Origin of the sequence: Kitasatospora sp. NPDC048365 (assembly GCF_043200835.1) — a bacterium.
In the GTDB taxonomy this organism is placed as follows: domain Bacteria; phylum Actinomycetota; class Actinomycetes; order Streptomycetales; family Streptomycetaceae; genus Kitasatospora; species Kitasatospora terrestris.
In genome coordinates, this window is sequence record NZ_JBICYJ010000001.1 from 277,097 (window position 1) to 300,368 (window position 23,272).

The 23,272-nt window shown below is 73.3% G+C and carries 20 protein-coding genes; 7 read left to right on the plus strand and 13 right to left on the minus strand.

Annotated features, from left to right (window positions below):
* The first annotated feature begins 118 nt into the window (after nucleotides 1-118).
* Nucleotides 119-2,317, plus strand: coding sequence for an ATP-binding protein (locus ACGFX4_RS01275; RefSeq protein WP_393069184.1), 2,199 nt, complete (start codon nucleotides 119-121; stop codon nucleotides 2,315-2,317).
* A gap of 16 nt (nucleotides 2,318-2,333) precedes the next feature.
* Here ACGFX4_RS01275 and nucS read toward each other — a convergent pair whose 3' ends face one another.
* Nucleotides 2,334-2,993: an endonuclease NucS gene (gene nucS / locus ACGFX4_RS01280; RefSeq protein ID WP_393069185.1), complete on the minus strand. Its 660-nt coding sequence runs from the start codon at nucleotides 2,991-2,993 to the stop codon at nucleotides 2,334-2,336.
* 386 nt (nucleotides 2,994-3,379) lie between these two features.
* On the opposite strand from nucS, the gene ACGFX4_RS01285 reads away from it, so the two are divergent.
* Nucleotides 3,380-3,772 carry an SCO5389 family protein gene (locus ACGFX4_RS01285; protein WP_345699001.1) on the plus strand — a complete coding sequence of 131 codons (393 nt, stop codon included), beginning with the start codon at nucleotides 3,380-3,382 and terminating at the stop codon, nucleotides 3,770-3,772.
* A 142-nt stretch (nucleotides 3,773-3,914) separates the two neighbouring features.
* Here the strand turns inward: ACGFX4_RS01285 and ACGFX4_RS01290 are convergent, their stop codons facing one another.
* The gene (locus ACGFX4_RS01290; protein ID WP_393069329.1) at nucleotides 3,915-5,033 is read right to left on the minus strand and encodes an LLM class flavin-dependent oxidoreductase; all 1,119 of its coding nucleotides are present in this window, start codon (nucleotides 5,031-5,033) and stop codon (nucleotides 3,915-3,917) included.
* 364 nt (nucleotides 5,034-5,397) lie between these two features.
* On the opposite strand from ACGFX4_RS01290, the gene ACGFX4_RS01295 reads away from it, so the two are divergent.
* Nucleotides 5,398-5,718 (plus strand): ATP/GTP-binding protein, encoded by a 321-nt coding sequence (locus tag ACGFX4_RS01295; protein ID WP_393069186.1) that lies wholly within the window; start codon nucleotides 5,398-5,400, stop codon nucleotides 5,716-5,718.
* 16 nt (nucleotides 5,719-5,734) lie between these two features.
* Here ACGFX4_RS01295 and ACGFX4_RS01300 read toward each other — a convergent pair whose 3' ends face one another.
* Nucleotides 5,735-6,502: an ABC transporter permease subunit gene (locus ACGFX4_RS01300; protein ID WP_393069188.1), complete on the minus strand. Its 768-nt coding sequence runs from the start codon at nucleotides 6,500-6,502 to the stop codon at nucleotides 5,735-5,737.
* Nucleotides 6,502-7,479, minus strand: a complete 978-nt coding sequence (locus ACGFX4_RS01305) for an ABC transporter ATP-binding protein (RefSeq protein ID WP_393069189.1) — start codon at nucleotides 7,477-7,479, stop codon at nucleotides 6,502-6,504. Before ACGFX4_RS01305 ends, ACGFX4_RS01300 begins: the two co-directional genes overlap by 1 nt.
* An 88-nt stretch (nucleotides 7,480-7,567) precedes the next feature.
* On the opposite strand from ACGFX4_RS01305, the gene ACGFX4_RS01310 reads away from it, so the two are divergent.
* Nucleotides 7,568-8,365 (plus strand): alpha/beta fold hydrolase, encoded by a 798-nt coding sequence (locus ACGFX4_RS01310; protein ID WP_393069191.1) that lies wholly within the window; start codon nucleotides 7,568-7,570, stop codon nucleotides 8,363-8,365.
* A gap of 67 nt (nucleotides 8,366-8,432) precedes the next feature.
* On the opposite strand, the gene ACGFX4_RS01315 is transcribed toward ACGFX4_RS01310, so the two are convergent.
* From ACGFX4_RS01315 to mce, 3 genes are all read right to left on the minus strand, one after another.
* A complete protein-coding gene (locus tag ACGFX4_RS01315) occupies nucleotides 8,433-9,362 on the minus strand; it encodes a cellulose-binding protein (protein ID WP_345699006.1) in 930 nt (309 codons plus the stop codon).
* Between the two features lie 108 nt (nucleotides 9,363-9,470).
* Nucleotides 9,471-13,862, minus strand: coding sequence for a hypothetical protein (locus ACGFX4_RS01320; RefSeq protein WP_393069192.1), 4,392 nt, complete (start codon nucleotides 13,860-13,862; stop codon nucleotides 9,471-9,473).
* Between the two features lie 275 nt (nucleotides 13,863-14,137).
* Entirely contained in the window at nucleotides 14,138-14,575 is a 438-nt protein-coding gene (gene mce / locus ACGFX4_RS01325) for a methylmalonyl-CoA epimerase (protein ID WP_393069194.1), read from the minus strand.
* A 243-nt stretch (nucleotides 14,576-14,818) separates the two neighbouring features.
* On the opposite strand from mce, the gene ACGFX4_RS01330 reads away from it, so the two are divergent.
* Nucleotides 14,819-16,009: an acetyl-CoA C-acetyltransferase gene (locus ACGFX4_RS01330; RefSeq protein ID WP_393069196.1), complete on the plus strand. Its 1,191-nt coding sequence runs from the start codon at nucleotides 14,819-14,821 to the stop codon at nucleotides 16,007-16,009.
* Nucleotides 16,010-16,088: 79 nt separating this feature from the next.
* On the plus strand, nucleotides 16,089-17,042 hold the full coding sequence (gene meaB, locus ACGFX4_RS01335; protein WP_393069198.1) for a methylmalonyl Co-A mutase-associated GTPase MeaB: 954 nt from the start codon (nucleotides 16,089-16,091) through the stop codon (nucleotides 17,040-17,042).
* A 44-nt stretch (nucleotides 17,043-17,086) separates the two neighbouring features.
* On the opposite strand, the gene ACGFX4_RS01340 is transcribed toward meaB, so the two are convergent.
* The 5 genes from ACGFX4_RS01340 to ACGFX4_RS01360 all read right to left on the minus strand — a co-directional run bounded on the left by ACGFX4_RS01340 (nucleotide 17,087) and on the right by ACGFX4_RS01360 (nucleotide 20,860).
* Nucleotides 17,087-17,602: a MarR family winged helix-turn-helix transcriptional regulator gene (locus ACGFX4_RS01340; protein ID WP_393069200.1), complete on the minus strand. Its 516-nt coding sequence runs from the start codon at nucleotides 17,600-17,602 to the stop codon at nucleotides 17,087-17,089.
* A gap of 57 nt (nucleotides 17,603-17,659) precedes the next feature.
* The gene (locus ACGFX4_RS01345) at nucleotides 17,660-18,526 is read right to left on the minus strand and encodes an AIM24 family protein (RefSeq protein WP_393069331.1); all 867 of its coding nucleotides are present in this window, start codon (nucleotides 18,524-18,526) and stop codon (nucleotides 17,660-17,662) included.
* 188 nt (nucleotides 18,527-18,714) lie between these two features.
* Complete coding sequence (locus ACGFX4_RS01350; protein WP_345699012.1) at nucleotides 18,715-19,365, minus strand: AIM24 family protein; 651 nt, start codon at nucleotides 19,363-19,365, stop codon at nucleotides 18,715-18,717.
* Nucleotides 19,365-20,003, minus strand: coding sequence for an AIM24 family protein (locus ACGFX4_RS01355; protein ID WP_393069202.1), 639 nt, complete (start codon nucleotides 20,001-20,003; stop codon nucleotides 19,365-19,367). The genes ACGFX4_RS01350 and ACGFX4_RS01355 overlap by 1 nt, the downstream gene beginning before the upstream one ends.
* Nucleotides 20,004-20,086: 83 nt before the next feature.
* On the minus strand, nucleotides 20,087-20,860 hold the full coding sequence (locus ACGFX4_RS01360) for a DUF2127 domain-containing protein (RefSeq protein WP_393069333.1): 774 nt from the start codon (nucleotides 20,858-20,860) through the stop codon (nucleotides 20,087-20,089).
* A 143-nt stretch (nucleotides 20,861-21,003) separates the two neighbouring features.
* On the opposite strand from ACGFX4_RS01360, the gene ACGFX4_RS01365 reads away from it, so the two are divergent.
* Nucleotides 21,004-21,315 carry a DUF3817 domain-containing protein gene (locus ACGFX4_RS01365; protein WP_393069203.1) on the plus strand — a complete coding sequence of 104 codons (312 nt, stop codon included), beginning with the start codon at nucleotides 21,004-21,006 and terminating at the stop codon, nucleotides 21,313-21,315.
* A 66-nt stretch (nucleotides 21,316-21,381) separates the two neighbouring features.
* Here the strand turns inward: ACGFX4_RS01365 and ACGFX4_RS01370 are convergent, their stop codons facing one another.
* Nucleotides 21,382-22,983: a M4 family metallopeptidase gene (locus ACGFX4_RS01370; protein ID WP_393069204.1), complete on the minus strand. Its 1,602-nt coding sequence runs from the start codon at nucleotides 22,981-22,983 to the stop codon at nucleotides 21,382-21,384.
* Nucleotides 22,984-23,272: the final 289 nt, after the last annotated feature.

Sequence of the window (23,272 nt, forward strand, 5' to 3'; positions counted from 1 at the left end):
CGCCGCCGCCGCGCACCGGGGCCGTGCGGGTTTCCCGGGCACCCCGGTGTCGGTGGGGGCCGGGGGTGTGGGAAAGTCTGCGCTCAGGTATCCGTGACCGATTGCGGGGAGCAGCGACGTGGAACAGCCAGACGGCGACTTCCGGCAGGACGGCGCGCGCCCGCGTACCGGTGAGGTGGTCAGCGGCGAACGGCTGCTGACCGTCGGCGGCCCGGACGGGTCCGAGGCGCGGCGCTGCCCCGAGGAGTGGATGCCGCAGCCGCGCCGCGTCCGGAGCCTGGTCCAGGCCCGCCCCGACCTCGGCCCGGCCTCCGCGGTCGGCCCGCTCGCGATGGGCACCGGCCACGGCGACCTCCCGCTGCTCGACCGCGAGACGGACGTCGCGCAGCTGCTCGGCCGGCTCGCCGAGGGCCGCTCCATACGCCTGGTCGGCCAGGCGGGCTCCGGCCGCAGCGCCCTGCTGGCGGCCGTCGCCGAGGCCGCCGGCGAGCTCGCCCCGGACGGCGTGGTCCGGCTCAGCGGCCACCGCCGCAGCGCCGACGACCTGGTGCAGGACCTGTTCGCCGCCACCCACCACGCCCCCGACTTCCGACCGGACCCGGAGCAGCTCGCCGAACTGCTCGCCCGGGTCGGCGCGGTGGTCGTCATCGACGACGTCGAACCGGCCGGCGCCGAACTGGAGGCGCTGCTCGCCCTCGCGCCCGAGTGCGCCTTCCTGATCTCCGTCCCGCCGGACAGCCCCCAACTGCCCCTCGACTCCCGGCTGCAGGACCATCTGGTGGCCGGACTGTCCCGCTCCGCCAGCCTCACCCTGGCCGCCCGCCTGGCCGGCCGGCCGCTGGACGAGATCGAGCGGGCGTGGGCGGTCGACCTCTGGTTCGAGTCCGAGGGCCTGCCGCTGCGCTTCGTCCGCGCCGCCGCCCTGCTGCGCCAGCGGGACGTCGCCGTGGACGCCCTGGTCGCCGCGCGCGAGGACCGCGTCGGCGTCTTCGGCTCGGTGAAGGTGGTCGCCGAACCGGCCGACCCCGCCGAGCTGGAGGCGGAGCTGCGCCGCACCGTCCCGCTCGCCTCGGTGGCGGAGAGCGCGGCGCCCGCCGCCCGCCTCGCCGACGGGCTGAGCGAGGAGGCGCGCAGCGTCCTGCTGCTGGCCCTCGCCCTGGACGGCGAACTGCCCACCGCCTCGCACCTGCCCGCGCTGATCGACGTCGGCTTCGGCGAGAGCGCCCTGCAGGAACTCGTCGAGTGCGGCCTCGCCGTCTCGGTCGGCGGCCACCACCGGCTGACCGAGGGCGTCGCCGAGGTGCTCCACACCCGTTGGGAGCCGGGCGACATCGCGTACGGCGCCGCCGAGCACTTCTCCTGGTGGGTCGGGCACAGCTCGGTCTCCACCCGGCAGATCGCCGCCGAGGCGGAGGTGCTGGTCGCAGCCCTGCTCGCCGACCGGGACGCGGAGCGCCCGCAGGCGGTGCTCCGGCTGGCCCGGGCCGCCGCGCCCGCGCTGGCGCTGTCGCTGCGCTGGGGGGCGTGGGAGCGGGTCCTGCAGCTCGGCCTGGAGGCCGCCCGCGCGCTCGGCGCCACCCTCGACGAGGCCTGGTTCCACCACGAGTTGGGCGTGTACGCGCTGTGCACCGGCGCCTCGCAGCGGTCCGCCGCGGAGCTGGAGGCGGCGGTCGCCCTGCGCGCCGCGCTCGGCGAGCCGCGCGGCTCGGCCGGCGCCCGGCGGATGCTCGACCTGCTGCGCGAGGACGCCGCGCGTCCGATCGGCGCGCCGACCGGCGGTTCCGGCGGGCGGCGGCCGGTGATCCGGGCGATCGCCGCGCAGGTGCCGTACCGGTTCCGCTCCGCGTACGGGCGGGCGGGGGACCGGCGGCGGACCGTGCTGGCCGCCACGGCGGCGGTGATGGCGGTCGGTGTGCTCGGCACCGCGATCGGGCTGAGCGTCGCCGGGACCGGCGGTGCGGCGGGCGGCGGCGGCCGGTCCGGCAACTCCGTGGAGGACGGCGCCGGGACCGGCGAGGTGGTCTTCCCGAGCAGCGCGACCCCGAGCCCGGACGACCCGGCGAGCAGCACCGCCCCGGCCGACCCGAGCGCCTCGGCGTCCCCGTCCGCGAGCTCCTCGACGACCCGCAAGCCGACCCCGAGCAAGTCCCCGACGGCGACGAAGACCACGACGGCCCCCGGCGGCGGCACGGGCAGTGGCGGCACCCAGCCGACCACCCCGGCGCCGACTTCGACGCCCACGCCGACTCCGACGCCGACCCCCACGCCGACTCCGACTCCGACGCCGACCACGCCGACCGATCCCCCCACGACGTGAGGGGTCGGCCGCGGGGCTAGAACAGCTTCAGCTTGTCGTCGTCGATGCCGCGCAGCTCGTCGTAGTCCAGGACCACGCAGCCGATGCCGCGGTCGGTGGCGAGCACCCGCGCCTGCGGCTTGATCTCCTGCGCGGCGAAGACGCCCTTCACGGGCGCGAGCAGCGGGTCGCGGTTGAGCAGTTCCAGGTACCGGGTGAGCTGCTCGACGCCGTCGATCTCGCCGCGGCGCTTGATCTCCACGGCGACGGTCGCGCCGTCGGAGTCGCGGCACAGGATGTCCACCGGCCCGATCGCGGTCGGGTACTCACGGCGGATCAGCTGCCAGCCGGACCCGAGCACCTCCATCCGGTCGGCGAGGAGCTCCTGCAGGTGGGCTTCGACGCCGTCCTTCACCAGGCCGGGGTCCACGCCGAGTTCGTGCGAGGAGTCGTGCAGCACCTCCTCCAGGGTGATGATGAGCTTCTCACCGGCCTTGTTGGTGACCGTCCAGGTGGAGTCGGCCTCCTTGAGCGTGCACGGCGGCGACATCCAGTTGAGCGGCTTGTAGGCACGGTCGTCGGCATGGATGCTCACCGACCCGTCGGCCTTCACCAGGATGAGCCGGGTGGCGGACGGGAGATGGGCGGACAGCCGACCGGCATAGTCGACAGAGCAGCGGGCAATTACGAGACGCACGGTCGACCACGCTAGCCCACCGGGGCCAGTTGATGCGATTCCGCGACAGCCGGGTGAAGAAACGGCGAAGGCGGCGAAACATGGTGACCGTAACTTCACGCGTCGTGTTCGACCGTCGTCCGGTCGTGGCGGCGCGGTGCGGTTGCGCCAACGGGGATGGAGACATGGGATGAACGGTCCGACGGTATCCGGCCAATCTGGACGTCCGAGTGGCGTTTCCAGTGGAAATCGACGGATTCGCCAGCAGTGCTCACACTTGCCTGTCACCCTGGGGTGACATCCCGCCACACCCTGTATGAGCACGGCACGGCACCATTCGCAATTCGCAGCTACCGCACGACCGTTCGGGCCCTGCCGGGTCCGGGCGGACCGCGAGAGGAGAACCCATGTCGCTCGACGTCTCACCGGCCCTGCTCGAGAAGGCCGAACGAGGCGAGGTCGACGAGGCGGAGTTCGTCGACTGCGTCCGCACCTCCCTCCCCTTCGCCTGGGACATGATCAGCTCGCTGGTCGCCCAGATGAAGGTCGACGGCACCGATTTCGCCGACAACGATGTCCCGCCGCCCAGCGAGCAGGCCCGTGGCCAACTGCTGCGCGCGATGGCCAGTGACGCGATCCGCGGGGCGCTCTCGCGGCACTTCGGCGTCCAGCTGGCGTTCCAGAACTGCCACCGGGTCGCGGTGTTCGCCCCGTCGGAGCGCAACGACGAGCGCTACCGGCGTTTCACCTCGGTCCGGGCCCAGCTGCTCAACCAGTCGCCGGAGCTGCGCGACTGCTGACGGCGGTTCGACCGCTGTCCCTGACCCTCGTAGACCTCTGCGCTCGTAGACCTCTGCCCTCGCAGGCTCTGCACGGGCCACCGAGTGGGCCGCCCCCGGTACGTACCGGAGGCGGCCCACGGCGGTTCCGCGGGCCTGCTGCTCAGCCCAGCTGCGGCAGCACCTCGGTGCCGAGCCGGTCGATGTTGTGCAGCGTCGCCTCGGTGTCGCCGGAGCCCTCGGCGAGCAGGGCGAAGCGCCGGATGCCGGTCCGCTCGGCGGTGGCGAGCAGCTTGTCCGCGCACTGCCGCGGCGTGCCGACGGCGTGCAGGTCGCAGAGCAGCTCGGTGTACGCGTACGGGTCGCGCATGGTGCGGGTGCGGCCGTCGACGGTGCGGTGCGCGCCGAGGCCGTGCGCGAAGAAGTCCGGCATGGCGCGCAGCAGGTTGTCCCGGGCGGTGGAGCCGCGGTCCTCGACCTGGGCGACGCCGGCCGCGACGTGCTCCTGCTCGACCCGGGCGAGCTGCTCCTCGCCGCGCCCGCAGGCCCGCCAGGCGTCGCGGTAGGCGGCCAGCATGTCGCGCTTGTCGTCGTCACCGGAGTGCATGCCGAGCAGCATCGGCAGGCCGCGCTCGGCGGCGGTGCGCACGCCGTTCGGCGAGGTGCAGGCGACCACCATCGGCGGGCCGCCGGCGCTCTCGCCGCGGGCCTCCTGGCGCTGCCGGGGGAAGGCCGACAGCGGTGCCTGGTCGAGGCCGAGCCAGCCGGAGAGGTCCGGCATCCGCGGGGGCTCGGTGGCCCGCGGCACCACCGGGACCTCGGGGAACTCGAAGGTCGGCCCGCAGGCGCCGACCCGGGTGCCGCGCAGCCAGCGCAGCAGCAGGTCGAGGCGCTCCGGGAAGCCCTGCTCGTACGCCTCCAGGCCGGTCCCGAAGACCTCCAGGTCGATCCACGGGCCGCCGCGGCCGACACCCAGGGTGAACCGGCCGCCGGAGATCAGGTGGAGCATCGCGGCCTGCTCGCCGAGCGCGACCGGGTGGCTGGTGGAGAGCACGCTGACCGCGGTGCCGACGCCGATCCGCCGGGTGCGGCCGAGCAGCAGCGCGGCCAGGGTGGCGGCGTTGGGGCAGACGCCGTACGGGACGAAGTGGTGCTCGGCGAGCCAGACGCTGTCCAGCCCGGACCGCTCGGCGGCGGTCGCCGCGGACACCGTGCGCTCCAGCGCCTCGGCGTGGGTCTGGCCGGGGAACTGCGCGGACAGCAGGAACGCGCCGACCCGGATCCCGTCGGTGCCGGTCGGCTGCCCCAGCAGCGGCGCCGCCGCGGGCAGCGGCGGGGCCTGCCGAGGGACTCTCGGCGCGGCGGTCGCGGTGGCGATCCGGCCGGAACGGGAGTCGGGCCGGGGGGTGGTCTTGGTCATCGGTGGGCCTCCTGGGGTGCGCGCAGGGTCTGCGGGCCCCGCCTTGTCCCTTCGTGAGTAACCCATGTCATGTGCCAACGGCACGTGGATTCACGATTTTCCCAAGAGATCGGGTGGATCTCAGGGGAAACGGGGGAGCTCCCCGGCGACCCGTGATAGGGGAGCCGGCGGCCAACTGACGACCCGTACCCTTGGAGTACAACGCGCCCGGCCGAGAGGTAGTCACGTGTCCCCCCGACGCAACCGGATCAAGGGCTCCGAGCCGCACTCGGAGGACCCGCCCGCGCCGTTCGGAAGCTCCCTGCGCCGGACGGAGAGCTACCGCGGCGAGGAGTGGGTGGTCCAGACCGTCGCGGGCACGCCCGGGCGGTTCTACCGCTGCCCCGGGTGCGACCAGGAGATCCCGCCGGGCACCGGCCACGTGGTGGCGTGGCCCGACCACGGCCCCGGGGTGGAGGACCGCCGGCACTGGCACCGGGCGTGCTGGAACGCGCGGGAGCGCCGCGGCGCCAACGTGCAGCGCGGCCGCGGCGCTCCCAAGTACTGAGGCCCGTCCGGGCGGGTCAGGCGTCGCGCTTCTTCAGCACCAGCGCTCCGCCGAGCAGCGCCGCCGCCGTCCAGGCCAGGCAGACCGCGAAGCCGGCCCACGGCCCGTACGGCTGCCCGCTCTGCTCGTACACCAGCAGCATCCGGGAGCCCGCGTAGTCCGGGAACCAGTGCGCCAGGGTCTTCACCTTCGGCACCGCCGAGAGGATCGGCGAGAGCAGGAAGAAGAACGGCACCAGGATGCCCAGCGCCAGGGTCTGGTTGTGCAGCATCGCGGTGACCCCGGCCGCGAAGAGGCAGAGCATGGTCAGGTAGAGCGCCGCGCCGAGGACCGCGCGCAGCACGTGCGGCGAGCCGATCGTGGTCGCGTGGTCGCCGAGCATCGCCTGGCCGACGAAGAAGGTGACGAACGCGGTCACCAGCGACACCGCCAGGGCGAGCGCGCCGAGCACCGCGGCCTTCCCGGCCAGCAGGGTGCCGCGCTGGGGGACGGCCGCCAGCGAGACCCGGATCATGCCGGTCGAGTACTCGTTGCCGATCGCCAGCACGCCGAAGACGATGATCGCCAGCTCGCCGAGCAGGATCCCGGAGAAGGCGGTGCCGGTGGCGTCGAACGGCGTCGGGTCGTTGCCGGTGAACTCCTCGAAGTTGTTGTTGGTCAGCAGGGAGAGCAGCGCGCCGAGGCCGAGCGTGACCACGAAGGTCAGCGCCAGGGTCCAGATGGTCGAGCGGACGCTGCGGATCTTGGTCCACTCGGACTGCAGGATCGCCGGGAAGGCGGCCATCAGTTCTCCTTCCGCTGCTGCTGCTGCCAGCCCTCGCCCCAGGCGAGGTCGGTGCCGGGCGGCTGGGCGGCGCCTCCGCCGGTCTGGTACTCGACCGAGTCGGCGGTCATCTGCATGAAGGCCTCCTCCAGCGAGGCCTGCTGCGGGCTCAGCTCGTGCAGCGTGATGCCGTGCCGGGCGGCCAGGTCGCCGAGGAAGGCCGGGTCGCCGTCCTCGATCTCCCAGGTGCCGTCCGGGCCGCTCTGCGGCTGCAGGCCGGCGCCGCGCAGGGCGTCCAGCAGCTGCTCGACGTGCGGGGTGCGGATGCGGACCGCGGAACGGGAGTTCTGCTTGATGAACTCGGCCATCGACAGGTCGGCCAGCAGCCGGCCGCGGCCGATCACCACCAGGTGGTCGGCGGTCAGGGCCATCTCGCTCATCAGGTGGGAGGAGACGAAGACCGTCCGCCCCTCGGCGGCCAGGCCCTTCATCAGGTTGCGGATCCACAGGATGCCCTCGGGGTCGAGCCCGTTCACCGGCTCGTCGAACATCAGGATCTCCGGGTCGCCGAGCAGCGCGGAGGCGATGCCCAGGCGCTGGCCCATGCCGAGCGAGAAGCCGCGCGCCCGTTTCTTCGCCACCGAGGTCAGGCCGACCAGCTCCAGCATCTGGTCGACCCGCTGCTTCGGGATCCGGTTGGACTGGGCCAGCCACAGCAGGTGGTCGTAGGCGGTGCGGCCGGGGTGGACGGCCTTGGCCTCCAGCAGCGCGCCGATGTACTTCAGCGGCTCCTGCAGCTGCCCGTACCGCTTGCCGTCGATGGTGACCCGGCCGCTGCTCGGCCGGTCCAGGTCGAGGATCATGCGCATGGTGGTGGACTTGCCCGCGCCGTTCGGGCCGAGGAAGCCGGTGACCACGCCCTGGGGGACCTGGAAGGTGAGGTCCTGGACGGCGGTCTTCTCGCCGTAGCGTTTCGTCAGCTGGTGCAGTTCGATCATCAGCTCTCCTTACTCCCCGTCAGAGTATGACAAAACGGACATTTGGCAGGGGTGGGGACGGCGCGCGTCGTGGCCATACGGTTGGACCATGACCTTTCCCCGCGCGCAGGCCGCCCCGGAGCACGGCACCGGCACCCCGCTCGTCCTGCTGCACGCCTTCCCGCTCTCCGCCCGGATGTGGGCCGCCCAGCTGGAGCGGCTGCCCGGCCCGGCCGGCGACCTGGCCCGGGTGATCACCCCGGACCAGCGCGGCTTCGGCTCCGCACCGCTCGGCGACGACACCGCGCCCTCGCTGGACGCCGCCGCCGACGACCTCGCCGCCCTGCTGGACGCGATGGACGTGGACCGGGCCGTGATCGGCGGACTCTCGATGGGCGGCTACGTCGCGATGGCCTTCGCCCGCCGCCACCCCGAGCGGATCTGCGGACTGCTGCTCGCCGACACCAAGGCCACCGCCGACGGCGACGCCGCCCGCACCAACCGGGAGCGGATCGCCGCCGCCGTGCTCGCCCGGGACAGCGTCGCGCTGCTCGCCGAGGAGCGGATCGAGGACGGGCTGCTCGCCCCCGGCACCGACCCCGAGCTGGTCGCGCAGGTCCGCGCGATGATCGCCGAGGCGCCGCCGCGGGCGGTCGCCTGGGCGCAGCGCGCCATGGCCGCCCGCGAGGACTCGCTGGAGGTGCTGGCGGGCCTGGACGTGCCGGCCGCGGTCGTGGTGGGCGAGCTGGACGCCGTCACCCCGCTCGCCGAGGCCCGGATGATGGCCGCCGCCCTGTCGGACGCCGAACTGACCGTCATCCCGTCGGTCGGGCACCTCTCCTCGCTGGAGGCGCCGGAGACCTTCAACGCGGCGGTGCGGGCGCTGCTGAAGCGGGTCAGGGCGTAAATGCACGAAGCGTAGAAGCACGAAAGGGGCGCGCGGCGTGAGCCGCGCGCCCCTTTCGGGGAAACCCTTAGCGGGACTGCTGGGCCGGGACGCCCAGGGCGTCGTCGGTCGGCAGGGAGGCCGCGGCGACCGCGGCACCGGTGAGGGTGGCGAGCATCTCGCGCACGTTGGTGAGCTGCGCGTTGATCGAGTCGCGGCGGTTGGTGAGCGCCGCCAGCTCGCGCTCGGATTCGCTGCGGATCCGGTCGGCCTTGGCGTTGGCGTCGGCCACGATGTCCTCGGCCTGGCGCTGGGCGGTCTCCACCGTCTGGCGGGCGCGGCGCTCGGCGTCGGTGCGCAGCTTCTCCGCCTCCAGGCGGAGCTGCTCGGCGCGGTGCTCGATCTCGGCGAGGCGCTTCTCCGCCTTGGCCTGACGGGCCGCCAGGTCGCGCTCGGACTGCTCGCGGCGCTTGGCCAGGTTGGTCTCGAACTCCAGGGCGGCCTGGGCGGCCTTGGTGCGGGTCTCCTCGAAGAGGGCGTCCGCCTCCTCGCGCTTGTTCTGCGCGTCCTTGTTGGCCTCGGCCCGCAGCTGAGCGGAGTCGCTGTTCGCCTTGTCGACGATCCGGCGGCCCTCGTCCTCCGCCTTGGCCTTGCGGTCCTTGGCGTAGTTCTCGGCCTCGGTGCGGACCTGCTGCGCGGCGGCCTCGGCGAGCTCGCGGTGCTGCTCGGCGGCGTGGTGCGCCTCCTGGCGGAGCTCGTTGGCCTCCTCCTCGGCGAGACGGAGGATCTTCTCCACCCGGGCACCGAGACCGGCGTACGACGGCTCCTGCTCGGTGACGGCGGCCTGCGCGGTCTGGGTCTCCAGGTGGAGTTCCTCGATGCGCTTCTCGAGCGCACTGATCCTGGAGAGTGCGGAGTCGCGGTCGGCCACCAGCTTGGCGATCCGCTCGTCGACCTGGGCGCGCTCGTACCCACGGCGTACCAGGTCGAAGCCGTGCGGGGAGTGACTGTCGCTCATGGGATTTCTGGGCTTCCTGTCGTCAAACCGCTGAGTGGTTAGAGGGAATCCTGACACGGTACCGGAGTGTCAACGGCGAAACGCCGTCGCTTCGCGGACAATGTCCGCTCAATCGGGTGGCGCGCCCCCGGAGCGATTGCCACCCGATCGGGGAGCGCCCACCCCGGCACCGGCCTTGGGCGCTCCGTCCTTCTTGCTTCCCCCGTTGCTCTGCGCGGTCGACGACGGTGCCTCGAACGCCTCCAGTGCCGACAGCACGTCCTGGACCCGAGAGATCTCGGTGTTGATGTCCTTGCGCCGCCGGACCAGCTCGTCCAACTCCTGCCGACCCTCGTCGGTCACGCGCTTGGCCTCGGCCTTCGCCTCGGCGAGGATCCGCTCGGCCTCCTCCTCGGCCAGCCGCAGCTGGTCCTCGGCGTCGCGGCCGGCCCGCCGCAGCCGCTTCTCGACCTCGACCGAGGCGTCCTCCAGCTTCAGCTCGGCCTCGTCCTCGGCGGACTGCAGCTTCGCCTCGGCCTTGACGATCAGCGCCTCGGCCCGGGTGGTGGAGTCGTGGAGCTTGGTCTCCGCCTCCTTCAGCAGGCCCTCGGCCTTGCGCACCGCGGCGATCCGGACCTTGGAGGCCTCCGTCGAGGCGTCCGAGGTGAGCTCGGACGCCCGCTCCTCGGCCGCCTTGACCAGCTTCGCCGCGTTCTCCTCGGCCTCGGCGACGGCCTTCGCCGCCTGCTCCTCGGCCTCGGTCAGCTGCTCCTGGGCCGCGGTCACCAGCGTGTCGACCCGCTCGCCGGCCGACTTCATGGCCTGCGCGTTCTCCTTGCGGGCCCGCTCGTGCAGCGCCTCGATCTCCGCGTCGGTGCGCTCGCGCAGCTCCTCGGCGCGCTCACGGATCGCGGTGGAGTCCCGGCGGGCCTCGGCGAGCAGGGCGTCCGCGTCGCTGCGCGCCTTCTCCACCGCGACCTTGCCGGCCGCCTCACCGGCCGCGACCAGCCGCTCGGCCTCCTTGCGGGAGGCGGCGACCATCGCGTCGGCCTGCTCCTCGGCGGCCGTGGTGACCTCCAGCGCGCCGGTCTGGGCGTCCTCGCCGAGCTGCTCGGCGTCGGCGAACGCCTTCTCCAGCACCGACTTCGCCTGCTCCCGGGTGGACTTGTCGTAGCTCTCGGCCGACTCCCGGGTCTCGGTGTCGAAGAGCTGGGCCCGGGCCCGCAGGTCCTTGTCGTAGCCCTCCGCCAGGGTGCGGGTGGCCAGCGCGTACTCCTCGGCCTCCGAGCGCAGCGCGGCGGCGAACTCCTCCGACTCGGCGACCGCCAGGGCACCGGCCTGCTCGGCCTCGGCGACCAGCTGCCGGGCCTGCGTCTCGGCCTCCGCGCGGTGCTGCTCGGCGAACCCGGTCGCGGCCAGGCGCTCCGCGTCGGCGGCGGCCCGCAGCTCGGCGTCGTACGCCGTCGCCTCGGCCCGCTGCTCGGCGATCGCGGCGGCGGCGGCCTCCTGCTCGGCGGCCAGCTCCGCGGCCACCTGCTCGCGCTGCCCGGCCAGCTCGGCCTCGACCGCGGCCCGCAGCTCGGCGGTCTCCTGCTCGGCGGCGGCCCGCAGCCCGGCGACCTCCGCCTCGACGGCGGCGCGCAGCTCGGTGTCGTACGTCCGGGCCAGCTCGCGGACCTCGGCGCTCTCCCGCTCGGCGGTCGCCCGCAGCTCGGCGGTCTCGGCGTCGGCGGCGGCCCGGACCTCGGCGGCGTAGCCGTCCGCGCCGGTGCGCAGCTCGGTGTCGTACGCCTCGGCGGCCTCGCGGGTCTCCCGGTCGAAGGTCTCGGCGGCGGCGCGCAGCTCGGCGGCCTCCCGCTCGGCCGTGCCCTGCCGCTCGGCGATCTGCTGGGAGGCGGCCTCGTGCAGCCCGGCCACCGACTGGCGGACCTCGGCGACCTCGTCCTCGGCGGCGGAGACCAGCTCGGCGGCCCGGCGCTCGGCGGCGGCCAGCTGCTCGGCGGTCTCGGCGGCGGTCCGCGCGGTCAGCTCCTCGGCGTCCCGGCGGGCACCGGCCGCCTCCTCGCCGGCGGCGGCCAGCTCGGCGGCGCCCTCGGCACGCAGTGCCTCGGCGGCGTCGGCGGCCTCGGTGCGCAGCGCGGCGGCGGCCTGCTCGGCCTCGGCCAGCTGCTCGGCGGCGGTGTCCCGGGCGGCGCCCAGGGTCTGCTCGGCCTCGGTGCGCAGCCGCTCCGCCTCGGTACGGGCGGACTCCCGGACCTCGGCCGCGTCGGTCTCGGCGGCCTCCCGGTCGGCCTTGGCGGCGGCCAGCAGCTCGGTGGTCTCCTGCTGCTCGCGCAGGAGCCCGGCGGAGGCGTCCTCGCGCTCGCGGCGGCTCTCCTCGCGCAGCGCGGCGGCCTCCGCCTCGGCCTCGCCGCGGGTCTGCCGGACCCACGCGTCGGTCTCGGCGCGCAGCTCCTCGGCGGCGGCCCGGGCCTCGTCCCCGACGGCCTGCGCGGCGGCCCGGGCGTCGTCCTCGACGGCCTGCGCGGCGGCCTGTGCCTCGCGGCGCAGCTCGGCGGTCTCCCGCTCGGCGGCCGCGCGGTTCTCCGCGGCGGCGGCCTTGGCGGCGGTGAGCGCCTCCTGGCCCTGCCGCTCGGCGGCGACGGTCAGCTTCTCGGCCTCGGTCCGGGCCCGGGCCAGGGTCTGCTCGGCCCGGCCCTGCTGCTCGGCGGCCTGCTCGGCGGCCTCGGCGCGGATCCGCTCGACCTCGCCGGCCGCACCGGCGCGCAGCGCGTCGGCGTCGGCCTTGGCGGCGGTCAGCAGCTCCTCGGCGCTCTTCGCGGACTCCTCGATCTGCACCGCGGCCTGCCGGCGGGCCTCGGTGCGGACCCGCTCGGCCTCCGCCTCGGTGGCGGAACGGATCTCCTCGGCCTCGGCGCGCAGCGCGGCGGCCTCGTCGTGCATCCGCTCCATCTGCTCGCGGATGGAGGCGGCGTCGTCCAGCGCGGCGTTCTGCGCCTCCTCGACGGCGGCCTGGGCCTGCTCGCGCAGCCGCTCGGCCTCGGCGGTGGCCCCGGTACGGATCCGCTCCGCCTCGGCGGCGGCCTCGCCGCGGGTGGCCTCGGCGTCCCGGCCGGCCCGCGCGAGCACCTCCTCGGCCTGCTTGGCGGCCTTGGCGAGGTGGACGGCGGCGTCCTTGGCGCCCTCGGCACGGCCGGACTCCTCGGCCTCGGCGCGGATGTGCCCGGCCTCGGCCAGCGCCTGCTCGCGCAGCTCGGCGATGTCCCGCTCGGTCTCGGCGCGCTGTTCGGCGATGGCCGCCTCGGCCTCTTCGCGCAGCTGCACGGCGACCGTCTCGGCGGTCAGCCGCAGCCGCTCGCTCTCCTCGGCGGCGGCGGCCTTGGCGGCGTCCGCCTCGGCCTGCGCGGTCGACGCGGCGGCCTTGATCAGGTCGGCCTCGCGGGTCGCGGCGGCCACCATCTTGGCGATCTCGGCCTTGGCGGTGAGGGCCCGCTGCTCGGCGGAGGCGGCGCCGCTGGCGACGGTCCGCTCGGCGGCCTCGGTGGCCTCGTGCTGCAGGCGGACGGCGGCGGCCTCCGCCTCCTCGCGCATCCGGGCGGCCTCGGCCCGGGCCCGCTCGGCCTCGGCCAGCGCCTCGGCGCGCAGCCGCTCTATCTCCGCCTGGGCGCCGGCCAGGGCGGCCTCGGCGCGCTCCTGGTCGGCGAGGGCCTGCTGCTTGAGGGCGCTGATCTCGGCCCGGGCTGCGGTCAGCTGCTGCTCGGCGGCGGCGTGCGCCCCGGCGAGCTGGGCCTGGGCCTCGTTGGCGGCGGTGCCGCGCAGCTCCTCGGCCTGGCCGACGGTCTGCTGGGCCTGCTCGGAGGCGGCCCGCAGCAGCCGTTCGGCGTCGCTCTGGGCGCGCTGCAGGGCGGCCTCGGCGGCGGCCCGGGCCTCGCCGCGGGCGGCGTCCACGTCGGCGGCGGTCTGGGCGCGGGCCTGGTCGGCGAGCGCCTCGGCCTCGGCCCGGACGGCGGCCATCATCCGCTCGGCCTCGACCCGGGCCTCCTGGAGCAGGCGCTGGGCCTCCTGCTCGGTCCCGGCGCGGGTCTGCTCGGCCCAGGAGACGTTCTCGTTGACGTGCCGCTCGGCGGCCCGGCGGAACTCGGAGAGCTCCTCCTCCAGCTGCCGGCGGCGGGCGTTGAACTCCGACTCCAGCTGGGCGGTCCGCTCGGCGGCCTCGGCCAGCAGTCGCTGGGTGGCCGCCTGGGACTCGCGCAGCTGGCGCTCGGCGTCCTGGCGCATCGCCTCGGCCTGCATCTCGGCGTTGCGCAGGACCTGCTCGGCCTGACCGGAGACGGAGTCGAAGGCGCGCGGCTGGGCGAGCTGCCGCCGGGCCTCGTGAAGCTTGGCCCGGAGCACCTCCACCTGGTAGGCGAGGTCGTCGGCGTGCTCGAGAGTCTTGTCCCGGTCCTTGCGGGCCTTCTCGAGCTCGGCTTCGAACTTGGAGAGGTGATCCTCAACCTCGTAGCGGTCGTAGCCCCGCACTCCGCGGTCCCATCCATCTCCTGGTCGCGTCTTCGACCGGAGCCGCTCCTGCCCCGATGCTCCGGGACCGGACCGGCTCGGTCCTTGCATCGCTCCGCCGTCCGAGTGGACTCCTGAGCGAACTGTTGCCTCTGGAGAATGGTGACAGATCCGAACTGCGACCGTTCAGCCGCGCCCGCGTCGTGGACTCCCCTGGGCGCTACAGCGCACCTGGGCATTGTAGTGGTCGCGAACGGCGGGGGAATGGGGGTGTGGGGGTTTTCCCAAGTTACCCGTCAGTGTTCGACCGGTCCGGTCGCCGAGGTGACCAGCTCGGTCAGCACGCCGCCGCAGTCCTTCGGGTGCAGGAAGGTGATCCGGGAGCCCATCGAGCCGATCCGCGGCTCGTCGTACAGCACCCGCACGCCCTTGGACTTGATGTCCGCGGCGTCCCCGTCGACGTCGGGGGTGCCGAAGGCGATGTGGTGCACGCCCTCGCCGTTCTTCGCCAGCCACTTGGCGACCGTGGAGTCCTCCCGGGTGGGCTCCAGCAGCTGCAGGTAGGAGGCGCCGCCGTCCCCGGTGTCGTTGATCTTCAGCATCGCCTCGCGGACCCCCTGCTCCTCGTTGACCTCGGAGTGGAACACCTCGAAGCCGTAGGTGTTGCGGTAGAACTCGACCGTCTTGTCGAGGTCGAAGCAGGCGATGCCGATGTGGTCGATACGGGTCAGCACGGACGGCCTCCGGGTGGGGTTCGGGACGAGGGTGGCACCCAGTGCATCGCATCGGACTCGAACCGCGCCACAGCGCGACGTGCGAGGCTGGTCACAATCGCCCCGACGGGCTGACACGGTGTTGACTGGACAGTGCCAGTGCCGCTGATCACACCGTTGCGCCGGTGACGCAGCGGTGACCGGTCAGTACATTGAGCCGCATCCCCACACCCTCCTGGTCCGACGCGCGAAGGGGCACGTCCCATGACTACTTCAGTGATCGTTGCCGGTGCCCGTACCCCCATGGGCCGCCTGCTCGGCTCGCTCAAGGGATTCACCGGCGCCGAGCTCGGCGGTTTCGCCATCAAGGCCGCGCTCGAGCGGGCCGGCATCACCGGCGAGCAGGTCCAGTACGTGATCATGGGCCAGGTGCTCCAGGCCGGCGCCGGCCAGATCCCCGCCCGCCAGGCCGCGGTCAAGGCCGGCATCCCGCTGAACGTCCCGGCGCTCACCATCAACAAGGTCTGCCTCTCCGGCCTGGACGCCATCGCCCTGGCCGACCAGCTGATCCGCGCCGGCGAGTTCGACGTCGTGGTGGCCGGCGGCCAGGAGTCCATGACCAACGCCCCGCACCTGCTGCCGAAGTCCCGCGAGGGCTTCAAGTACGGCGCGATCGAGATGCTCGACGCGATGGCGTACGACGGCCTCACCGACGCCTACGAGAACATCCCGATGGGCGAGTCCACCGAGAAGCACAACGCCCGCCTCGGCATCCCGCGCGAGGTCCAGGACGAGATCGCCGCAGCCTCGCACCAGCGCGCCGCCAAGGCCCAGGCCGACGGCGTCTTCGAGGCCGAGATCACCCCGGTCGCCATCCCGCAGCGCAAGGGCGACCCGGTCCTGTTCTCGCAGGACGAGGGCATCCGCGCCGACACCACCGTCGAGGGCCTCGGCCGGCTGCGCCCGGCCTTCACCAAGGACGGCACCATCACCGCCGGCACCTCCTCGCAGATCTCCGACGGCGCCGCCGCCGTCGTGGTGATGAGCAAGGCCAAGGCCGAGGAGCTGGGCCTGACCTGGATCGCCGAGATCGGCGCCCACGGCAACGTGGCCGGCCCGGACAACTCGCTCCAGTCGCAGCCGTCCAACGCGATCAAGCACGCCCTCGCCAAGGAGGGCCTGGAGGTCGCCGACCTCGACCTGATCGAGATCAACGAGGCCTTCGCCGCGGTCGCCCACCAGTCGATGAAGGACCTCGGCGTCACCTCCGACATCGTCAACGTCAACGGCGGCGCGATCGCCCTCGGCCACCCGATCGGCATGTCCGGCGCCCGCGTGGTGCTGCACCTCGCGCTGGAGCTCCAGCGCCGCGGCGGCGGCGTCGGCGCGGCCGCGCTGTGCGGCGGCGGCGGCCAGGGCGACGCCCTGATCGTGAAGGTGCCCTCGCAGGGCTGATCGTCCGGTCCAGCGTCGGGGCTGCACGCCGCAACGAGCGGCGTGCAGCCCTTTCGTTCCTGGGAGGAGCACGTCTTTGATGGTCGATGTGGCAGCGCTGGTCGAGCAGGCCCGGGAGGGCCGGCCGCGGGCGGTCGCCCGGCTGATCTCGCTGGTGGAGAACGCGGCGCCCCAACTGCGCGACGTGATGGCCGCGTTGACGCCCTACACCGGCAACGCGTACACGGTCGGGCTGACCGGGTCGCCCGGCGTCGGCAAGTCCACCTCCACCTCGGCGCTGGTCTCCGCGTACCGCCGGCTCGGCAAGCGGGTCGGCGTCCTGGCGGTCGACCCGTCCTCGCCGTTCTCCGGCGGCGCGCTGCTCGGCGACCGGGTCCGGATGCAGGACCACGCCACCGACCCCGAGGTGTTCATCCGCTCGATGGCGACCCGCGGCCACCTCGGCGGCCTGTCCTGGGCCGCCCCGCAGGCGCTGCGGGTGCTGGACGGCGCCGGCTGCGACGTCGTCCTGGTCGAGACCGTGGGCGTCGGGCAGTCCGAGGTGGAGGTCGCCGCGCAGGCCGACACCACCGTGGTGCTGCTCGCCCCCGGCATGGGCGACGGCATCCAGGCCGCGAAGGCCGGGATCCTGGAGATCGGCGACGTCTTCGTGGTCAACAAGGCCGACCGGGACGGCGCGGACGCCACCGCGCGCGAGCTCAACCACATGCTCGGCCTCGGCCAGGCCCGGCAGGCCGGCGACTGGCGGCCGCCCGTCGTCAAGACCGTCGCCGCGCGGGGCGAGGGCGTCGACGAGGTCGTCGACGCGCTGGAGAAGCACCGCGGCTGGCTCGCCGCGAGCGGCGAACTCGCCGACCGGCGCCGCCGCCGCGCCGCCCAGGAGGTCGAGGCGATCACCCTCGCCGCACTCCGCGCCCGGATCGGCGACCTGCGCGGGGACCGCCACCTCCACGCCCTCGCCGAGCAGGTGGCCGCCGGCCGGCTGGACCCGTACGCCGCGGCGGACGTGCTGATCGCCGAGCTGACGGCCTGACCGCCGAGCCGACGGCCTGACCGCCGGCAGCGGTCGTCAGGCCGTCAGCTGCGGCCGCGCAGGGTGCGCAGGTGCTCGGCGACCGGTGCGAGGGCCTCGTACATCGCGTCGATCTGCTCCGGGGTGAACCGGTCGACGAAGTGCTCGCGGACGCTGCGGACGTGGCAGGGCGCCACCTTCTGCATCGTCTCCCAGCCCTGCTCGGTGAGATGGGCGAACAGGCCGCGCCGGTCGCCGGGGCACTCCTGGCGGAGCACCAGCCCGGCGTTCTCCATCCGGGTGATCTGGTGCGAGAGGCGGCTCTTGGACTGGAGGGTGGCGGTGGCCAGGTCGGTCATCCGCATCCGGCGCTCGGGCGCCTCGGAGAGCACCACCAGGATCTCGTAGTCGTTGATCGCGAGATCGTGGACCTGGAGCTCCCGGCTCAGCTGGTAGTCGAGCAGCTTGCTGACCTCCAGGTGGGCCCGCCAGAACCGCTGCTCACGGGCGTCGAGCCAAGGGGTCTCCCCCTCGGCTGTCGAGGAGGAGACCTCCGGCGCTTCGGTCACATGCGTATCCATGACAGACAGCATAGCCGAAATTGTTCAATGTTGTACGAATCTACGGCCCCGGGCCGCCTACAGGCCGAAGCGCCGGCCCAGGTCGCCCAGGTTCACGTTGCCGAGCCCCGGGACGTTGACGTTCGGCAGCTGCTGGCCGCCGCCGTGGGCGCCCTGGTGCGGCACGCCGCTGCCGGGCACGCCGGCCTCCGCGTGCACCACGCCCACCGAGCGCTCGGCCATCAGCGTCTCGCTGGACTGCAGCAGCACCTGGCCGGCCCCGATGAACTCGAACTGGTGCTCCTCGCCGGACGCCCCGCCGATCCCGGTCAGGTGGCGCAGCCCGCCGATGATGCCGTGCATGTAGCTGTGGTCGTAGTGGTGGCACGGCGCCGGGCAGTCCGCCCAGCCGACCAGCGCCTGCGGGTCGACCCGGATCGGCGGCTCGACGAAGTGCACCGGGCCGTTGGAGGCCGCGACGAACTTGCCGGTCCCGATCAGCGTGAGGAAGCCGGGGATGATCGACTGCTTGAGCTGCAGAGTCGGCTCGAACGCCAGCAGGTTGCCCGAGCGGACGGTCAGGTTGCCGTTCTCCAGGTCGTACGAGTTCAGGTCGAACGCCCGGTCGGCCAGCAGCAGCTTGCCGCGGCCCTCGGCGACCACCCAGTCCGAGGCGTGCAGCGGGGAGTTGAAGTTCCGCTCCAGCATCTGGTCGATCACACCGCGTCCGATGCCCGAGAAGCGCATGTCGCCGTAGTAGGCGATCATCTTGCCCTTCTGCAGGTAGTACGCGCCGTTCAGGTCGACCGAGAAGGCGTACGGGTTGACGTTGTCGTTGACCGGCAGCGAGCCCGCGTCGTGCACCGTCGGGCCCTCGCCGCCCGGCGCGGCGTACGGCAGCGGCGCGCCGAACTGGCCCTGCGGCGGGGCGCCGTAGCCCGGCATCGCGGCCTGGGTCTGCTGGTACGCCTGCTGCGGCGGGTAGCCCTGCTGCTGCGGCGGGTAGGGCTGCCCCTGCTGGGGCGGGTACGGCTGGCCCTGCGGCGGGTAGGGCTGGCCCGGCTGGGGCGGGTACGGCGGCTGCTGGCCGTAGGGCTGCTGCCCGTACGGGGGCTGCTGAGGAGGGTAGGACATCAGAGCTTCACCTCGCTCGCCTGCACGTACACCATGCCGTGGCCGGACAGCTCCAGCTGGAACGCCTCGCCCGAACCGCGGCCGATCATGTCGCGCCACCCGAGGGCGCTGGACAGCTTGTTGGTCACCTGGCCGCGGTGCGCCACGTAGGCCTGCGGGTCGACGTGCACCGGCTGGCCGGGGGAGATCGGCAGCTCGATCACGCCGCCGTGCGCCATCACCGCGACCGAGCCCTGGCCGTCCAGCTTGGTGGTGAACAGGCCCTGGCCGGTCATCTGGCCGCGGACGATGCCCATCACGCCGCCCTGCTGGCCCATGAACATGGTCGACTGCTGCAGCGAGCCGTCGAAGGCGAGCAGCCGGTCGGCCTCCACGTAGAGGGTGTCGCCGGTCAGGTCGATCACGTGGACGTTGTGGCCGCCGTGGCCGAACATCACGCTGCCCTGGCCCTCGACGGTCATCAGCGGGGTGTCCTCGTTGGCCACCCGGCGCCCGATCATCGCGAGCGCGCCGCCCTGGCCGCCCATCAGGTTCGGGGTGAAGGTGACCTCGCCGGTGTAGGCGAGCATCGCGCCGCGCTGGCTGAAGACCCGCTGGCCGGGGAAGACCTTGGCCTCGATCATCTTGTTGTTGATCTTCGTGAACGGCATCAGACGTCACCCCCGAAGGTCAGCTTCTCGGACGGCTGGACGTAGACCAGGCCGTCGCCGGTGAACTCCACCTGCATCGCCTCGCCGCCGCCCTCGCCGATCAGCGTGGTCCAGCCGGCGCCGGACTTCAGCGCCCGGTTGAGGTTCCCGGTGTGCGCGATGTACGCGCCCGGGTCCACCCGCAGCGGCATCCCCTGGGAGACCCGGAGGATGATCGCCGGGCCCTTCGAGGTGAGCGCCGCCCAGCCGTGTCCCTCCACCTTGGTGGTGAACAGGCCGTTGCCGGACGCCATGCCGTTGAGCCCGGTGAAGCTGGTGCCGGTGTGCAGGGTCGCCTCGGTGCAGAGCAGGTTGTCGGACTCGACGTAGAGCGTCTCGCCGTTCAACCGCACCAGATTGACCTCGGTGGCCCGGTCGGCGAAGTAGCAGGTGCCCTGCCCCTTCACCTCCATGACCTCCATCTGCTCACCGGTCAGCCGCCGGGTGACCATGCCGCGCAGGCCGTCGCCGCCACCGGAGAGCTTCTTGAAGCCCATCTGTCCGGTGTACGCGACCATCGTGCCGTTGCGGGCCTTGACCGTGTCCCCCGTCATGTCGACGGCGAGGACCTTTGACCCCTGGAGTCGAAACTGTGCCACGTCGGTGAATGTAGCGGTCGTCGCCGTCATCCGGGGAGAGGGGGCGGCGGCTCTGGTACCGACCCGGTACAAATTTCGGCCCGTCAGACGGCGGCCGGCGCCACCCCGGCCGACTCCTCGACCTCCAGCAGCGAGGCCGAGTGCCGCTCCGCCTCGAACGCGGCCAGGCCCCCGCGCAGCCCGAAGAGCCGCTTGGAGAGCAGGATCCAGAGCACCGCGACGATGTTCAGCACCAGCGTGCCGATCTTCAGCACACTGATGTGCTCGGTCAGCTCGTAGACCTCCAGCGGGAGGAAGGCGGCGGTGGCGACCACCGTCAGGTACTCCGCCCAGCGCTTGGCCGCCCACAGGCCGAAGGCCTCGACGATCTCGATCAGCGCGTACGCCACCAGCGCCGCGGCCACGATCAGCAGCGTCGAGTGCTGATAGTCGAAGGTCTTGCGGATGGTGTCGACGATCGGCGAGTGCTCCAGGTCCCAGTGGAAGTGGTCGGTGACCGGCCGGAACACGCTCAGGTTCTCGTCGAAGATCCGCCGCACCGCGTCCTGGCTGTTGGAGAACTTCCACACCGCCCAGGCCGCCACCAGCACCAGCAGGCCGCGCAGGCCCCGCTCGACGGCCAGGAAGCGCAGGATGAACAGGTCGCGCAGCGCCCGGCCGCGCGGCACCAGCGGCGCCTCGTCGGCCGGCCCCGAGCCGTGCGGGGCGCCGAGCGCGAAGTCCCCGCAGCGCAGGCAGCGCCAGGCCTCGCCGAGCGCGGTCGAGGCGTGCAGCCGCTCGCGCAGGCCGGCCTCGTCGGGCGCGTAGGTGATGTGGCCGCGCCGGGCGCAGGTGCGGCGGTCCCAGTCGAGCTTCAGCATGGTGTGCTCCCCCGTGTGACGGATCTCGTGCGGCAGCAGGATAGGGGGCCCCGCCGTCGCCGGTGTCAGGTCGGTGATAATGGACGACGGCTTGTGAGGCTGTTCACAAGCTCACAGCCCCCCATCAGCGAGGTACCCCCGTGAAGCCCAGCGCCGCCGTGCACCGCCTGCGACTCGTCTCCGGCCCCGAGGGCCTGTCCTTCCTGCTGCTGCTGACCTGCTCCGTGCTCAAGCGCACCACCTCGTTCAACGGCGTGCCGGTGATGGGCGCCGTCCACGGCGCGCTGTTCGTGCTGTACGTGGTCTTCCTGGCCCAGGCCGCGATGGCGCAGCGCTGGGAGGGCAAGCGCACCGTGGTGCTCTTCCTGCTGGCCGTGGTGCCGACCGGCGGCTTCTTCGCCGACCGGATGCTGGCCAAGGAGGAGCGCGGCGAGCAGGCGCTCGCCGCCTGACCCCGCCGAACGCCGGAGCGGCCGGGCCCTCGTCGTCGAGGGCCCGGCCGCTCCGTGCTGCCGTGACTAGACGTTCACCGCGGTCCACGCCTTGCCGACCGCCGTGTACTCGGCCGAGGTGGCGCCGTACAGGTCCTTGGCCGCGTTGAGGGTGGCGGTGCGGGCGGCCTTGTAGTTGGTGGTGGAGGTCATGTAGACGGTCAGCGCCCGGTACCAGATCTTGGCGGCCTTGTCCCGGCCGATCCCGGTGACGGCGGCGCCGTTGTAGGTGGGCGAGTTGTAGCTGACGCCGTTGATCGTCTTGGCGCCGCTGCCCTCCGACAGCAGGTAGAAGAAGTGGTTGCCGACGCCGGACGAGTAGTGGACGTCCTTGGAGCCGACGGTGGAGGACCAGTAGTCGGCGGAGGCGCCGTCCTTGGAGGGCTTGTCCATGTACCGCAGCGGGGTGCCGTTGCCGTTCAGGTTGAGCCGCTCGCCGATCAGGTAGTCCGGGGTGTCGGTGGCGAGGTTGGCGTAGAACTCGACCATGGTGCCGAAGATGTCGCTGGTCGACTCGTTCAGGCCGCCGGACTCGCCGGAGTAGTTGAGGCCCGCGGTGTTGGAGGTCACGCCGTGGGTCATCTCGTGGCCGGCCACGTCGATCGCGGTCAGCGGGTGGGTGTTGGACGCGCCGTCGCCGTAGGTCATGCAGAAGCAGCTGTCGGACCAGAACGCGTTCACGTAGTTGCTGCCGTAGTGCACCTTGCTGTAGGCGCCGACCCCGTCGTTGCGGATGCCGTTGCGGCCGTGCACGAGCTTGTAGTAGTCCCAGGTCTTCGCGGCGCCGAACTGGGCGTCCACCGCGGCGGACTGGCCGTTGGAGGCCAGGCCGTTGCCCCAGATGTTGTCGGCGTCGGTGTAGAGCGTGCCGTTCTTGTCGACGGTGTACATGCCGCCGCGGGTGTTGTCCTTCAGCTGGTAGACGCTGCCGGTCCAGTTGGTGGTCAGCGTGACCGTGCCGTCGAAGACGCCGTAGCCGGTGCCGGTGGCGTTGGTGGTCTGGATCTGCTCGTGCGAGGAGAGCAGTTCGCCGGTGGCGGCGTCGGTGACCAGCAGCTGGCTGCTGGGGGTGCCGTCGGCGCGCATGCCCTCGACGGTGGTGCGGTACGCCAGGCGCGGGGCGCCGGAGGCGGCCCAGACCACCAGCTGGGCGTCGCCGCCCTTGGAGACCGAGGTGAGCGCGGGCTCGTCGGCGTCCTTGGCGATGCCGACGGTGGCCTGGACGGCGCCCTTGGCCCCGGCGGCGGCCTGGCCGGCGGTGAGCTTCGGGGAGAGGGTCGCCGGGGCGATCGAGCCCTCGACCGCGCGGTCCACGGTCACCGCGCCCTTGGCGCCGGTGTGCACCACCAGGTCGCCGCCGAGCACCGGGAGCCCGGCGTAGGTGCGCTCGTAGCGGTAGTGGCGGGTGCCGTCGGCGTCGACGATCGCGTCCTTGACGACCAGCTTCTCCTGGCCGCCGAGGCCGAGCGCCCGGGCGGCGGAAGGGGCCTCGCCGCCGGCCGCGGCGAGCAGGTCGGCGCGCTGCTGTGCGGCGACGGGCGCGGGGGAGGCCTGGGCGGTGCCGGCGGCGACCTGGATCGCTCCGGCCAGCAGGGCGGTGGAGGAGAGGACGGCTCCGACTGTCAGCATGCGCTTCACGTTCCGGTTCCTTCCGGACCAGCCGCGGATGACGCGGCCGCACCTCGCTCCGGGGCACCGGGGTCGGCACCGACTGGGGGCGGAGCGGGTGCTGGACGTGCGGGTGGTGCTGGCTCCCGTGCGGTCGGACGGAGTCGGTTCGGTGGGGGTGGGGGACCGGCTCCGGTACGGGGTGACGGCCACTATGGCCGACGCCCCGGCGTAAATGACAGGTCTATGCCAAGAATTGGCCGGAACTCGCCAACTTCCCTGCGCGGTGCGGAAAGTGGTGCGCGGCAGC